This window comes from Piscinibacter sp. XHJ-5 (assembly GCF_029855045.1).
In the GTDB taxonomy this organism is placed as follows: domain Bacteria; phylum Pseudomonadota; class Gammaproteobacteria; order Burkholderiales; family Burkholderiaceae_C; genus Albitalea.
In genome coordinates this window covers 1,250,004-1,262,463 of record NZ_CP123228.1, presented here as the reverse complement: position 1 = coordinate 1,262,463, position 12,460 = coordinate 1,250,004, and the positions used below count along the sequence as shown (strand labels likewise).

Annotated in this window: 12 protein-coding genes; 1 reads left to right on the top strand and 11 read right to left on the bottom strand. The window is 71.1% G+C overall.

The window, feature by feature from the left end; translation table 11 throughout:
• The first annotated feature begins 1 nt into the window (after position 1).
• Entirely contained in the window at positions 2-1,261 is a 1,260-nt protein-coding gene (locus P7V53_RS06010) for a glycosyltransferase family 4 protein (RefSeq protein ID WP_280154569.1), read from the top strand.
• 13 nt (positions 1,262-1,274) lie between these two features.
• On the opposite strand, the gene P7V53_RS06005 is transcribed toward P7V53_RS06010, so the two are convergent.
• From P7V53_RS06005 to P7V53_RS05955, 11 genes are read right to left on the bottom strand one after another with little or no spacing between them, the layout of a single operon-like run.
• Positions 1,275-3,170, bottom strand: a complete 1,896-nt coding sequence (locus P7V53_RS06005; RefSeq protein WP_280154568.1) for a nucleoside-diphosphate sugar epimerase/dehydratase — start codon at positions 3,168-3,170, stop codon at positions 1,275-1,277.
• Positions 3,163-3,759, bottom strand: coding sequence for a sugar transferase (locus P7V53_RS06000; protein WP_280154567.1), 597 nt, complete (start codon positions 3,757-3,759; stop codon positions 3,163-3,165). The genes P7V53_RS06005 and P7V53_RS06000 overlap by 8 nt, the downstream gene beginning before the upstream one ends.
• Positions 3,760-3,763: 4 nt before the next feature.
• Positions 3,764-4,924, bottom strand: coding sequence for a DegT/DnrJ/EryC1/StrS family aminotransferase (locus tag P7V53_RS05995; protein WP_280154566.1), 1,161 nt, complete (start codon positions 4,922-4,924; stop codon positions 3,764-3,766).
• 5 nt (positions 4,925-4,929) lie between these two features.
• The gene (locus P7V53_RS05990; RefSeq protein ID WP_280154565.1) at positions 4,930-5,634 is read right to left on the bottom strand and encodes a class I SAM-dependent methyltransferase; all 705 of its coding nucleotides are present in this window, start codon (positions 5,632-5,634) and stop codon (positions 4,930-4,932) included.
• A gap of 8 nt (positions 5,635-5,642) precedes the next feature.
• Entirely contained in the window at positions 5,643-6,671 is a 1,029-nt protein-coding gene (locus P7V53_RS05985; protein ID WP_280154564.1) for a glycosyltransferase family 2 protein, read from the bottom strand.
• The gene (locus P7V53_RS05980) at positions 6,668-7,822 is read right to left on the bottom strand and encodes a glycosyltransferase family 4 protein (RefSeq protein WP_280154563.1); all 1,155 of its coding nucleotides are present in this window, start codon (positions 7,820-7,822) and stop codon (positions 6,668-6,670) included. Before P7V53_RS05980 ends, P7V53_RS05985 begins: the two co-directional genes overlap by 4 nt.
• Complete coding sequence (locus P7V53_RS05975; protein ID WP_280154562.1) at positions 7,819-8,742, bottom strand: hypothetical protein; 924 nt, start codon at positions 8,740-8,742, stop codon at positions 7,819-7,821. The genes P7V53_RS05980 and P7V53_RS05975 overlap by 4 nt, the downstream gene beginning before the upstream one ends.
• Before the next feature lie 11 nt (positions 8,743-8,753).
• Positions 8,754-10,001: an oligosaccharide flippase family protein gene (locus P7V53_RS05970; protein ID WP_280154561.1), complete on the bottom strand. Its 1,248-nt coding sequence runs from the start codon at positions 9,999-10,001 to the stop codon at positions 8,754-8,756.
• The gene (locus P7V53_RS05965) at positions 9,998-10,747 is read right to left on the bottom strand and encodes a TylF/MycF/NovP-related O-methyltransferase (protein ID WP_280154560.1); all 750 of its coding nucleotides are present in this window, start codon (positions 10,745-10,747) and stop codon (positions 9,998-10,000) included. Before P7V53_RS05965 ends, P7V53_RS05970 begins: the two co-directional genes overlap by 4 nt.
• A 60-nt stretch (positions 10,748-10,807) precedes the next feature.
• A complete protein-coding gene (locus P7V53_RS05960; protein WP_280154559.1) occupies positions 10,808-11,890 on the bottom strand; it encodes a glycosyltransferase in 1,083 nt (360 codons plus the stop codon).
• The gene (locus tag P7V53_RS05955; RefSeq protein WP_280154558.1) at positions 11,887-12,438 is read right to left on the bottom strand and encodes an acyltransferase; all 552 of its coding nucleotides are present in this window, start codon (positions 12,436-12,438) and stop codon (positions 11,887-11,889) included. The genes P7V53_RS05960 and P7V53_RS05955 overlap by 4 nt, the downstream gene beginning before the upstream one ends.
• Positions 12,439-12,460 lie beyond the last annotated feature (22 nt).

Genomic DNA, 12,460 nt, shown 5'->3' with positions numbered 1-12,460 from the left:
CATGCACATCCTCTTCCTCTCCGACAACTTTCCGCCGGAGGTCAATGCGCCGGCAAGCCGCACGTTCGAGCATTGCCGCGAATGGGTGCGCGCGGGTCACCGCGTCACCGTCATCACCTGCGCCCCCAACTTCCCCAAGGGGCGTGTCTACGACGGCTACCGCAACCGCCTCTGGCAGAGCGAGACGATGGACGGCATCCGCGTGATCCGGGTCTGGTCGTACATCACCGCCAACGAGGGCTTCGTCAAGCGCATCCTCGACTACCAGAGCTTCATGCTGAGCGCGACCATCGCCGGGCTGTTCGTGCGCGGCGTCGACGTGGTGATCGGCACCTCGCCGCAGTTCTTCACGGCCTGTGCCGCCTGGGCGGTGGCGGCGGGCAAGCGCGTGCCGTTCGTGTTCGAGCTGCGCGACCTCTGGCCGGAGTCGATCGAAGCCGTCGGCGCGATGCGCAAGGGGGCGGTCATCCGCATGCTCGAGAAGCTCGAGCTCTTCCTGTACCGGCGCGCGACGCTCATCGTCGCCGTGACGCGCGCCTTCCGCGACAAGCTCGCCTCGCGCGGCATCGCGCGGACCAAGATCGAGGTGGTCACCAACGGCGTCGACATGTCACGCTTCCGGCCGCGGCCGAAGGATCCCGAGCTGGTGCGACGAATGGGCCTGGAGGGCCGCTTCGTCGCCGGCTACGTCGGCACCCACGGCCTGGCCCACCACCTGGAAACCATCCTCGATGCCGCCGAGGCCATGCGCGCGCGGCCCGGCGGCGAGGCCTTCCACTTCATCCTCCTGGGCGACGGCGCTCGCAAGCAGGCACTGAAGGAAGACGCCGCGCGGCGCGGCCTGTCCAATGTCAGCTTCGTGGACTCGGTGTCCAAGGACGAAGTCGCGCGCTACTGGTCGCTGCTCGACGTGTCGATCATCCACCTGCGCAAGACCGAGCTCTTCACCACCGTCATCCCGTCCAAGCTCTTCGAGTGCATGGGCATGGGCCTGCCTGTGCTTCACGGCGTGGCCGGCGAATCCGCCGACATCGTGCGCAGCGAGGATGCGGGCATCGTGTTCGAGCCGGAGAACACGGCCCAGCTGATCGAGGCGCTCGAGCGGCTGCAGCGCGACCGCGCCCTGCTGGACCGCTACCGGGCGTCCTGCCTGGAGGCCGCGCGCAGGTACGACCGCAGCGCCCTGGCCGCCGACATGCTGCGCCACGTGGAGGGCGCGGCAGCGCACGAGGCCGGCTCACGGCGCGCCTCGGCGCGGTGATGGCCCGCCGCACTCATTGCGCGCGGTATTCCGGCACGACGGCCGACAGCCACCGCTTGACGACATCCTCCGACAGCCCGATGCGCTGCCCGCGCAGCTCCGCGAACCGCTGCTCCAGCTCGTTCAGCTCGGGCATCGCCTGCAGCTTGGCGACGCGCAGCCGCGGATGCGCCGACGGCAGCGTCTGGTCGGCGTGGGCGAGCAGCTCCTCGTACAGCTTCTCGCCGGGACGCAATCCGCTGTAGACGATGCCGATCTCGTCCTCGCGATGGCCCGACAGGCGGATCATGTCGCGCGCCAGCTCGACGATGCGGACCGGCTCTCCCATGTCCAGCACGTACACCTGGCCGCTGTGCGCCAGCGCGGCGGCCTGCAGCACCAGCCGCGCCGCCTCGGGAATCGTCATGAAGTAGCGCGTGATCTGGGGATGCGTGACGGTGACCGGTCCGCCGCGCGCGATCTGGTCCTTGAATTTCGGGATCACGCTGCCGCTGGAGCCCAGCACGTTGCCGAAGCGAACCGCCGAGAAGCGGGTCGCATGCCCTTGCGTGGCCATGTGCGACAGCACCATCTCCGCGGCGCGCTTGGTCGCGCCCATGACGTTGGTCGGGTTCACCGCCTTGTCGGTGGAGATGAGCACGAAGCGCTCGGCCCCGGCCTGCGCGGCCGCGGCCGCGGCGTGCCAGGTGCCCAGCGTGTTGTTCTGCAGGGCGGCCCACGCATTGTCCGACTCCATCAGCGGCACATGCTTGAACGCAGCGGCGTGGAAGATGACGTGCGGGCGATGCGCCGCGAAGGTCGCGCGCACGTGCTCGAGGTTCTTCACGTCGCCGATCAGCCGCACCAGGGGCAGGTGCGGATGCAGCTCCGAGAGCTGCTGCTCGACCTGGTACAGCGCGAATTCGCTCAGCTCGTACAGGACCAGCTTGGCAGGCCCGTAGAGCGCCACCTGCCGGCACAGCTCGGACCCGATGGAGCCGCCGGCGCCCGTGACGAGCACCGTCTTGCCGGACACGAGCTCGGCGATGCCCGCCTCGTCGAGCTTGACGGGATCGCGCCCCAGCAGGTCCTCGGGCTCGATCGCCCGCACCCGCTCGATGCGCGCCGTGCCGTCGCGCAGCTCGCTGAACGAGGGCACCGTCAGCACCGGCAGGCCGGTCGCGGACCCGAGCTCGATGGCGCGACGCCGCTGCCCCGCCGTGGCCCCGGGCATCGCCACGATGACATGGGTCGCGCCCGAGGTCGTCTCGGGCCGGCGGGCGTCTTCGAGCGTGCCGAGCACCGGCGCGCCCAGAATGCGGGCGCCTTGCTTGGCGGGGTCGTCGTCGAGCAGCCCGAGCACGATCCATCCCTGCTGGTGCAGGCCCGCCAGCAGCAGCCGCGCCGCCTCGCCGGCGCCCATGACGATGGCCCGCCGGACCTCGGCGTCGCTGCCGGTGATGCGCGATTGCGCGTGCTCGTACAGCATGCGATAGGCCATGCGCACCATGCACAACCCCATCAGCGAGACCAGCGGATGCAGCGTCAGCACCGCCCGCGGCACCTCGCGCAGCTGCAGCATCAGCACGCACACCGCGCTGGCCAGGCCGGCCACGCCGCAGGCCAGCGCCAGCCGCTTGACCTCGCCGAAGCCCGAGAAGCGCCACATGCCCCGCGGGATGCCGGCGACCGCGAAGGTCGCCAGGTATACCGTCACCACGCCGACCATGACCCAGTGGTCATAGTCCGGCCTCGCCGACCACCAGCGCTCGAAGCCGAGGCGGAACAGGTAGGTGAAGTTCCAGCACAGCGCGATCACCACGCCGTCGATCAGCAGCGACAGCGGCTGGCGGTGCGGGCGGATCTTCGCCAGCACGCGGTCCAGGCGGTGCCACACGCCCGGCGAGCTCATCGTGCCTGCATCAGCCATGGCCCCACAGCGCCTTGAGAGTGCGGCCGATGAGCCGCAGATCGGTGGCCAGCGTCGCCTGGTCGACGTACTGCGCGGCCAGCCGCAGCTTCGCCGGCATCACCACCTCGGTGTACTCGCGCTCGGGATCTGCCGCGCGCGCCAGCAGCGCGCTCTCGTCGCGGTAATGGATGGACGCGAGGTCGGTGATGCCCGGACGCACGCTCAGCACCTTGTCGCGCAGGTCGGCGGGGTACATCGCCACATAGCGCGGCACCTCCGGGCGCGGCCCGACGATGCTCATCGCGCCGCGCAGCACGTCGATGAGCTGCGGCAGCTCGTCGAGCTTGCTGCGGCGCAGCCACCTGCCCGCGCGGGTGATGCGCGCATCCGCGCCGACGGTGATCTGCGGGCCGGCCGGCGCGTCGTGGCCCATCGTGCGGAACTTGTGAATGCGAAAGGGCACGCCGAAGCGTCCGACGCGCTGCTGGCGGAAGAACACCGGCCCGGGCGAGTCGAGCTTGATCCACAACGCCACGACGGCGAACAGCGGCGAGAGCAGGAGCAGGCCGACAGCGGCCAGCACCACGTCGAAGAGCCGCTTGGGCATCGCTTCAGCCGAGCGCCGCCCGCAACGCGCCGACCACGCGCTGCACGTCCGCATCGCTCATGCGCGTGTACAGCGGCAGGCTCAGCATCGTGTCGAATGCCCGCTGCGAATGCGGGAACGCCTCGCGCCGCAGCGCGTAGCGATCACGCCAGTACGGCTGCAGGTGCAGCGGGATGTAGTGCACGCTGCACCCGATGCCCGCCGCATAAAGATGCTCGATCAGGGCATCGCGGCCGATGCGCGCGCCATCGGCAAGGCGCAGCACGTACAGGTGCCACGCATGCAGGTCGCCTTCGCGCGGGCGCGGCGGCGTGATGACCGGCAGGCCCGCAACTCCCTCGTCGTACTGCAGGGCGAGCGCTTCGCGGCGCTGCTGGAACGCTCGCGCCCGCTTCAGCTGATGCAGGCCGAGCGCCGCCGCGATGTCGGTCAGGTTGTACTTGAAGCCCGGGGCGACGATCTCGTAGTACCAGCTCGGCACCGTGGCCGTGAAGCGATCGAAGGCGTCGCGGCTCATGCCGTGCAGGCGCATCACGCGCATGCGCTGCGCGAGCGCGGGGTCGCGCGTGACGACCATGCCGCCTTCGCCGGTGGTGATGGTCTTGTTGGCGTAGAAGCTGAAGACCGTCGCATCGGACGCCAGCGTGCCGACCAGCCGGCCTGCGCAGGTGGTGGGCAGCGCATGCGCGGCGTCCTCCACCACCTTCAGGCCGTGCTCCTTCGCCAACGCCAGCAGCGGCTGCATGTCGGCCGCGAGGCCCGCGTAGTGCACCGGCATCACCGCCTTCGTGCGCGGCGTGATGGCCGCGCGCAGCGCCTGCACGTCGATGCACATCGTGCCGGGATCGATGTCCACCAGCTTCACGTCGGCGCCCAGATAGCGCACGACTTCGGCGGTGGCGGTGAAGGTGTGGGTGGTGGTGATGACCTCGTCGCCGGGGCCGATGCCGAGCGCCTCCAGCGCGAGGTGCAGGCCCGCGGTGGCGGAGTTGACGGCCAGCGAGTGCAGCCCGGGGTCGCCGAGGAAAGCGGTGAAGTCCTCCTCGAAGCGCCTGGCCTTGGGTCCGGTCGTGATCCAGCCGCTGCGCAGCGTGTCCACCACCTCGGCGATCTCTTCTTCGCCGATGTCGGGCAGGGCAAAGGGAAGGAAGGGCTTGTCCGGCATGGAAGTCAGGGTTTGGCGATGAAGGCCAGCACGTGCGTTCGCAGTGCCGGCACCGTGTTGAACAGAGTGTAGAGCGCAGGATGCAGGCGCACGGCGGCGCGCGCGATCGGCGGTGCGAGCGTCACGCGTTTCGCCTGCAAGCGTCCCTGAGGAAACAATGCGCGCACGCGCGCGAGCGGCACGCCGCGGACGTCGGGGTTGCGCGGGTTGTCGACGGTGAAGTCGTACCACAGCACACCGCCGCCGGGCTTCACCGCCGCCCACATGCGCTCGGCCAATCGCTGCTGGAATGCATCGTCGAGCAGCGACGAGAACACCGTCGCCTGAAACACGATGTCCACGCTGTTCGGCACCGTGTCGAGCTGCGTCGCATCGCCCAGGCGCAGGTCCACCGCCGCCGGCAGCCGCTCGCGCGCCTGGGCGTGGCGCTCGGGGAGCAGCTCGATGCCGGCGAGATGCTGCGGTGCGAAGCCCATCAGCAGGAACTCGACCAGGTTGCTGCCGCTGCCGCTGCCGACTTCGAGCAGGCGCAGCGCCGACAGGTCGGTCCAGCCGAGCCGCGCGAACAGCGTCAGCATGGCGCGCTGGCGGCCTTGCAGCGCCAGCAGCGCGGCCGGGTTCAGCAGGCTGTAGCGAGGGTCCTGAGGCAGGCGGCGCGCATAGCGCTCGCGCACGGCCTGCGCCTCGGGCGTATCGGAAGGGTGCGGCATTGCGATGACTACCGGGTCAGCGCCGAAAAGCGCTCGCGGCCCCGACGATGAACCAGGGCGTCCCACCAGCCGAACAGCGAACCGATGCCGTAGCCGAAGTGATACGCCGCGATCACCGCGGGCACGCGCCACGCGACGTCGAATGAAGGCCTGGCGTCGGCAGCGACCATCAGCGTGAGCGCGATGACGGCAGCACCGTACAGCTGCGCGAGCAGCCGCAAGGGCCAGGCGGGCCCGCCCGCCGCGGCCAGCAGCACCGACAGCGCCAGCAGCGCCACGAACGCGCCGGGCACGAGATGGCGCACCGACGCGGGCTGCCCGTGCTTCTTCATCACGAAGGGTTTCCAGTAGCCGTACTGCAGGTACTGCCGGAAGACCTGGCCGAGCGCGGCGCGCGGCCGGTACACGCTGCGGATGCGCGACGACTGCCACACGCCGCCGCCGCCACGAACGATGCGCAGGTTGTGCTCGTCGTCCTGGTTGCGCACCAGCGCCTCGTCGAATCCGCCGAAGCGCTCGAAGCTCGCGCGCGGCCAGCATCCGAGGTAGACGGTGTCGGCCCAGCCGTCGTAGTCGAGGTCGCGCGAGCGCGCGCCGCCGGCCACCCAGCGCGACTGGAACGCGGCGGCCACCGCATGCTGCATCGGCCCGCCCTGGGCGTCGGGCTCGGCGCGCCACGGGCCGCCGACGTTGTCGGCGCCGCTTTCCTCCAGCGCGGCGATGCACTGCGCGATGTAGTCGTCGGCGTACTCGGTGTGCACGTCCATGCGCACGATCACCTCGCCGTCGGACCTGGACAGCGCGAGGTTGAGGCCGGTCGAGACGATGCGCTTCGGGTTGTCGACCCATGCCAGCCGCGGCTCGCCGGCCGCGATGCGCTTGAGGATGTCGCGTGTGCCGTCGTCGCTGCGGCCGTCGGCGATGACGAGCTGCAGCGACCAGTTCGGCGGCAGCTTCTGGCGCAGCACGCCGGCGCAGAAGCCCTCGATGTAGCGCCGCTCGTTGCGACACGGGACGATGACCGAGACGCGCTTCATGCGGCCCTCGCCTGCGCGACGTCACGCACCAGCCGCGTCCATCGCCGCAGGTGCGCCTCGGGGCTGAAGATGCTGCGGCTGCGCTCGATGGCCGCACGCGCCATGCGTTCGCGCAGCGCCGCGTCGCCCAGCACACGCACCAGAGCGGCCGCCAGCGCCGGCACGTCGCCCGGCGGCACCAGCACGCCGGTGTCGGCGCTCAGGATCTCGGCCGGGCCGGTGGGACAGTCGAACGCCACCGCCGGCACGCCGAGGGCCTGCGCCTCGAGCAGTGTCAGCGGCATGCCTTCGTAGCGCGAGGGCAGGACGAAGACCGACGCCTCGCGATAGTGGCGCTCGATCTGCGGCGTCGGCTCCAGCCACTCGACGCTGTCGGCGACACCCAGGTCGGCCGCGAGCTGCTGCATCGCACCGCGCAGCGGGCCTTCGCCGACGATGCGCAGCCGGGCGCCGGGCAGCGCGCGCACGACGGCGGGCCAGGCCCGCAGCAGCAGGTCGAAGCCTTTCTGCGCGACGTGCCGGCCCACGGCGAGCACCAGGGCGGCGGCCGGCAGCGCCGGCTCATCGGCACGCAGGGGCGAGGCGTTGTAGATGACTTCCGTGCGCGCATTCAGCGCCCGAAACCGCGGCGCATCGGCTTCGGTGAGGCTCACGACGGCCGCGACGCGCGGGTACAGCCAGCGCCTCAGCACCTGCCATGGCCGCGAGCGCGCGAAGAAGTGGTTGTGGTCGCAGCAGATGGTGCGCGCGGCGAAGCGGCGATCGAACACGAGCGCGGAGCAGGCGGTGGTGAGTCCGTTGAGGACCACCACGTCGGGACGCTGCAGCCGCATCAGGCGCGCGAGCAGGCGGCCGGTGTTCCATTGCGTGCGCAGCAGCCGCCAGGCGCGGCGCCAGCGCGACGCGCTGTCGGTGAATGCGGGCATTCGGGTCGCCGAGCCGGCAACGACGCGCACGGCGGGCTGCACCGGATAGCGCACGGCGCCGGCGGGCGTGTCGACGCTGCCGATCGCGACGTCCATGCCTTCAGCGGCGAGATGGTTGGCCAGCGCGCACGCGAAGCGCTCGACCCCGCCGGCGATGTCCAGGCTGGCGCACAGCAGCAGCACGCGCAGCGGCGCCGGCCTGTCGGAAGCAGCCGCGGCGCTCATGGCTTGCCGATGAGCGTGTGCACATCGACCCGCTGGTAGTCCGGCGCGGGCAAGTCGAGTCCGCTCGTGCGCCACACCCGCAGGCGTTCGCGTGCGGCGCGCACCGCGTCGATGGCGCGCAGCTTCACCAGGGCCTGCACCACAGCCCGGCGGCGCCCAGGCGCCGCGGCCGCGGCGGCGGAGGCGGAGGGCCCGTGCACCCATTCGTCCTGCGCGTAGTCGGATTGCTGCGGCGCCGGCAGCGTTGCGGTCTCGCGCAGCTTGCGGGCGAGCACGAGCATGTAGACCTCGTGGCTGTTGCACAGGTTGACGCGCCGCTTCACCTCCAGCGGATTGGCCACGCGCCACCAGTGCAGGCGATCGGGCTTGAGCGCGAAGTACAGGCCGCGCAGCTCGAAGCCGTGCGCCGGCTGGTAGAGGTTGAAGAACAGCTCCGGAGAGAACTGGTAGAAGCCGTGGCCGCTCAGGTTGTTGGCGGGCAGCGCATGGAAGACGTGACCGCCGACGCGGCACAGGTCGACGCAGTTGCGCCAGGCCACCGGGAAGTTGAAGACGTGCTCCAGGCAGCCGAAGTCGAGCACCGCGTCGTAGGCGCCGCGCTCGGCGCCGCATGCGCCGTCGCGCGGCCACGGCAGGTTCATGTCGTGGATGAGGCGCGCGTTCTCGTAGGGCGACGCATCCACCGAGTCGGCGACCCGTGCGCCCAGCCACTGCTGCATCAACGGCTCGAAGTAGCGCGGCTGGCCTGCCTGTGCCGCGGGCTCGTTCAGGGGCGGCAGGCGGCGCAGCTGTCGATGCTGCTCGAGCTCCCAGTCCTCGATGAAGACGGCCTGGCGCCCGATTGCGAGCGTGCGCTCGAAGCTCACGCCGAGGTCGCGCGCATGGGCCAGGAAATTCAGGTTGTGGATGTCGATGCCCAAGCCGCGCTCCGTCAGGCGTGCCGGTTGGTGAGCCACACGCCGCCCAGCGCGACGGCGATCACCACCGCCTCGACTCCCAGCGCAGTCCATGCGAGCCCGACCGCACCGGCGGCGCCGCCGACCGTGGCGGCCGCGATGACGCCGACGATGCCGCCGACGACCATGCAGCTGCGGTACGCCGTGTCGTAGCGGCCGCTGCCCAGCATCCAGTAGCCGATGAACTTCCAGCCCAGCAGCAGCGGCAGCAGCCAGCCCAGCACCTGCATCACCGCCTGCAGATGCGACAGCTCGATGCCGCCGGCGCGCGGCGCGAGCAGCGATTCCACCAGCGGCCAGGAGCCCATGCCGGCGAGCAGCAGCAGCGCGCCGGCGGTCGCACCGCCGGCGGCCCAGCGCAGGGCGTAGCGCAACGCCGACCGCGTGCCGCTGCGAAAGAGCGTCACGATGCGCGGGTAGACGACCGAGAACACCGGATCGGCCGCGGCCAGCAAGGCACGCACGATGCGGTCGGCCATGAAGTAGAGGCCGAGCTCGGCCTTCGCCATCTGCACCGAGGCGGCCGCGGGCAGCGCGAACGAGTACGCCGCGCCGGCGATGGCCACGGGCATCATCGTCCAGCCCAGCCTCAGGCCGGGGGCCAGCTGCGGCCTGTCCCACAGCGACGCGTGCCGCCCCGCTTCCGCCAGGTCGCGGCGCAGCCACCACCACCCCAGCACCGCCAGCGAAGCCGAGGCCAGGAGTTGCAGCACGACGAACACCGCGACGCTGTCGGCGAGCGTCCAGCACAGCAGCAGCAACGCGCCGTACACCACCAGCTCGACCCGCGCCCAGCGGCTGAGCTGCTGCGTGGCCTGCAGGTACCAGGTGGCCGGCCAGCCCAGCGCGCAGGCGAGCGCGGCGACGGCCAGGCCGTCGGCCCACGGGTGCGCCGTGTCCCCCGCCCAGGCGACGGCGACGGCGGCCAGCAGCGCCGCCGGCACGCACAGCACGCAGCGTGCGGTGAACACCTGCTGCGCGAGCCGCCAGCGACCGCTGTGGTCGGCGCCGACGGCGAGCCGCGTGGCCGCGGCGAGAAAGCCGCCTTCGACGATCATCGACAGCAGGCTCGCCCAGACGAGGATGAAGCTCAGGCGGCCGAACTCCTGCGGCCCGACCCGCGAAGCGACCAGCGGCAGCACCACCAGCGGCAGCAGCAGCCGCATCGCGGCCGCCGCGTACACCTGCGGCAGCGTGTGGGCCAGCCGGGGAGCCTGCGTCATCGCTTGACCACGAGCCTCGCGGTGTAGTCGACGCGGTGCAGGAACACCGGCTCCTCGCTGGCGGCGAAGTATTCGTCGACCGCCTGCCGCGCGCCCTGCCAGTGCCCGTAGTCGTCGATGATGAGCACGCCGTTGCTGGACAGGCGCGGGTACAGGTGCTGCAGCTCGTGGCGCGTCGACTCGTACCAGTCGGTGTCCAGGCGCAGCAGCGCGACGCGCGACGGAAGCGTGGCGGGGATGGTGTCCTCGACCTTGCCCCGGACGAAATGGATGCGTTCCTTCGGATAGTCGATGGAGGCGAGGTTCGCCTGCACGTCCTCGACGCTCGCGACGGCCCACAGCGGATGGTCGCGCGTCGTGCGCTGGAGCTGCGAGCGCGCCGATTCGCCGCTCGGGCCGCGATCGGCTTCGGTGGGCTCGCTCATGCCCTCGAAGGTGTCGTAGAGCCACAGGTCGCGCGAGGTGTCGCCGCGCGCCATCAAGGCGAGCGCGACGGCCATCATGCTGCCGCCGCGCCAGACGCCGCACTCGACGATGTCGCCGCCGATGCGGTGCCTGACCACGTGGTCCACCGCGCCGATCAGGCTGGCGCGGCGCTCCAGGCTGGTCATGGTGAACGGCTCGACGGCGGAGACGATGCGCTGGTCTTCGGGCGACAGGTCGGCCAGCGCCCGCGATGCGTGCTCGGCCTTGCGGGTGATGTCCCAGCCGCTCTTCGCCAGCATCGCTTTTGCGAGTTTCTTCATCGGGAGATCCAGTGAGACAGCCGCCCGGGGGCGGCTGTGGGTGGCGATTGTCGCATCCGCTCACCACCAGCCGGCGTGTTCGTCCATCAGCCGGTCCCATCGAAGCGCCTGCTGGGCCCGCTGCAGCGACTGCATCACTTCTTCGTCGTGCGAATGCAGGTACGCGACGCAATCGGCCACCGCAGCGGCGCTGCGCTCGCGCAGCAGCAGCCCGTCCAACCCGAAGCGCCGCATGAAGCCGCCGAGGTCGCCGGCGTCGGCGCAGATGAAGCGACAGCCGTGGTTGAGCAGCGCATACAGCGCGCCGGACTGGGAGGCATCACGGTAGGGCAGCAGGAACACGACGTTGCGCGACAGCAGCTGCGCGAGCCGGGCATCGTCGAGGTAGCCGTCGTGGACCTTCACGCCGAGCGCCGCCAGCTCGCGCTGCAACGCCAGCAGGCCGCGGTCCCAGGCGCCGTAGATCTCCAGCGACAGGCCGGCGAGCCGCGGCGAGCGCGCCAGCTCGGCGAACAGCTCGACGCCCTTGTACGGCTTGACGGTGCTCCAGAACACCAGCGCCTCGGGCGCTCCGCGGCTGGTGTACGCCGCGGCGGCGGCCTGCGGCGCGACGGGCAGCAGGCCGTGCGGCAGCAGCTGCGACTTGGCGCGAAAGCGCTCGCCGTAGCGGCGCATGAAGTCCTCGCGTGTCGCCTCGCTCACGAACAGCAGCGAGCGGGCCAGGGACGCGATCCACTGGGTGGGCCGATGCCGCAGGCCGGCATGACCATGCGGCACCGCGTTGTGCACGGTGAAGACCAGCTTGCGCCGCAGCCACCACCACAGCGGCAGCTCCAGCGGCCACAGCACGCTGAACTGCAGGTTCACCATGTCGTGGCGCCGGCTGCGCCACGCCAGCCGTGCCAGCAGCGCGATGTACGCGAGCACGCCCTTCCAGCGCGGGCTGACGGTGCCCGAAACCGCACGGCGATGGACCTCCACGTTCGGCAGTTGCGCCATCGCGGCCAGGAACGTGCCGTTGTAGCGGGTGTCCGAGCCGTAGAACGCGACGCGCGTGCCGCGGGCAGCCAGAGCCTTCACCCACTGGTAGTCGTAGGGCAGGACGAAGGAGCCGCCGTCGACGATCGCGATCGAGGCGCTCAATGGGCGAACCAGAAGCGGCGACGCAGGCGGTAGGCGGGCGTGCCCTCGCGCGGCCCGATGTCGACTGCCGGGTTGCCGCCGACCATGCGGCCCGGCGGCACGTCGCGCGTGACCACCGCGCCGGCCATCACCACCGAGCGGGCGCCGACGTGCACGCCGGGCATCACCATGGCTGCGGCGAACAGCACCGCGTAGTCGTCGATGCGGACGGGCTTGGACTTGGTCGCGAAATCGGCCGCATGCACGTCATGGCCCATGGTGTAGATGCGCACGTCGTGCGCGACCGAGACGTGCGCGCCGATGGACAGTCCGCCGCGGTTGTCGAGGTAGACGCCGCGGTTGATCACCGAGTCCTCGCCGACGGACAGGCGGCCGACATGGAAGAAGCGCACGCCGCCTTGCAGCGTGGCCGAGCGGTGGATGTCGAAGCGGCAGGCGCGGTACAGCGCCGGACGCATCCAGAACGGCAGCCAGCCGTGCACCGTGTTCAGCGCCGCCAGGCCCAGGAAGTAGAGCTGGTCGGTGAGCTGGGGAAAGCGTCGGGTCATCGAGGGCGGCTGCAGGCAAACC

Coding starts and splice junctions, on each gene's coding strand:
- P7V53_RS06010 (WP_280154569.1), top strand. CDS start 2: ATGCACATCCTCTTCCTCTCCGACAACTTTCCGCCGGAGGTCAATGCG.
- P7V53_RS06005 (WP_280154568.1), bottom strand. CDS start 3,170: ATGGCTGATGCAGGCACGATGAGCTCGCCGGGCGTGTGGCACCGCCTG.
- P7V53_RS06000 (WP_280154567.1), bottom strand. CDS start 3,759: ATGCCCAAGCGGCTCTTCGACGTGGTGCTGGCCGCTGTCGGCCTGCTC.
- P7V53_RS05995 (WP_280154566.1), bottom strand. CDS start 4,924: ATGCCGGACAAGCCCTTCCTTCCCTTTGCCCTGCCCGACATCGGCGAA.
- P7V53_RS05990 (WP_280154565.1), bottom strand. CDS start 5,634: ATGCCGCACCCTTCCGATACGCCCGAGGCGCAGGCCGTGCGCGAGCGC.
- P7V53_RS05985 (WP_280154564.1), bottom strand. CDS start 6,671: ATGAAGCGCGTCTCGGTCATCGTCCCGTGTCGCAACGAGCGGCGCTAC.
- P7V53_RS05980 (WP_280154563.1), bottom strand. CDS start 7,822: ATGAGCGCCGCGGCTGCTTCCGACAGGCCGGCGCCGCTGCGCGTGCTG.
- P7V53_RS05970 (WP_280154561.1), bottom strand. CDS start 10,001: ATGACGCAGGCTCCCCGGCTGGCCCACACGCTGCCGCAGGTGTACGCG.
- P7V53_RS05965 (WP_280154560.1), bottom strand. CDS start 10,747: ATGAAGAAACTCGCAAAAGCGATGCTGGCGAAGAGCGGCTGGGACATC.
- P7V53_RS05955 (WP_280154558.1), bottom strand. CDS start 12,438: ATGACCCGACGCTTTCCCCAGCTCACCGACCAGCTCTACTTCCTGGGC.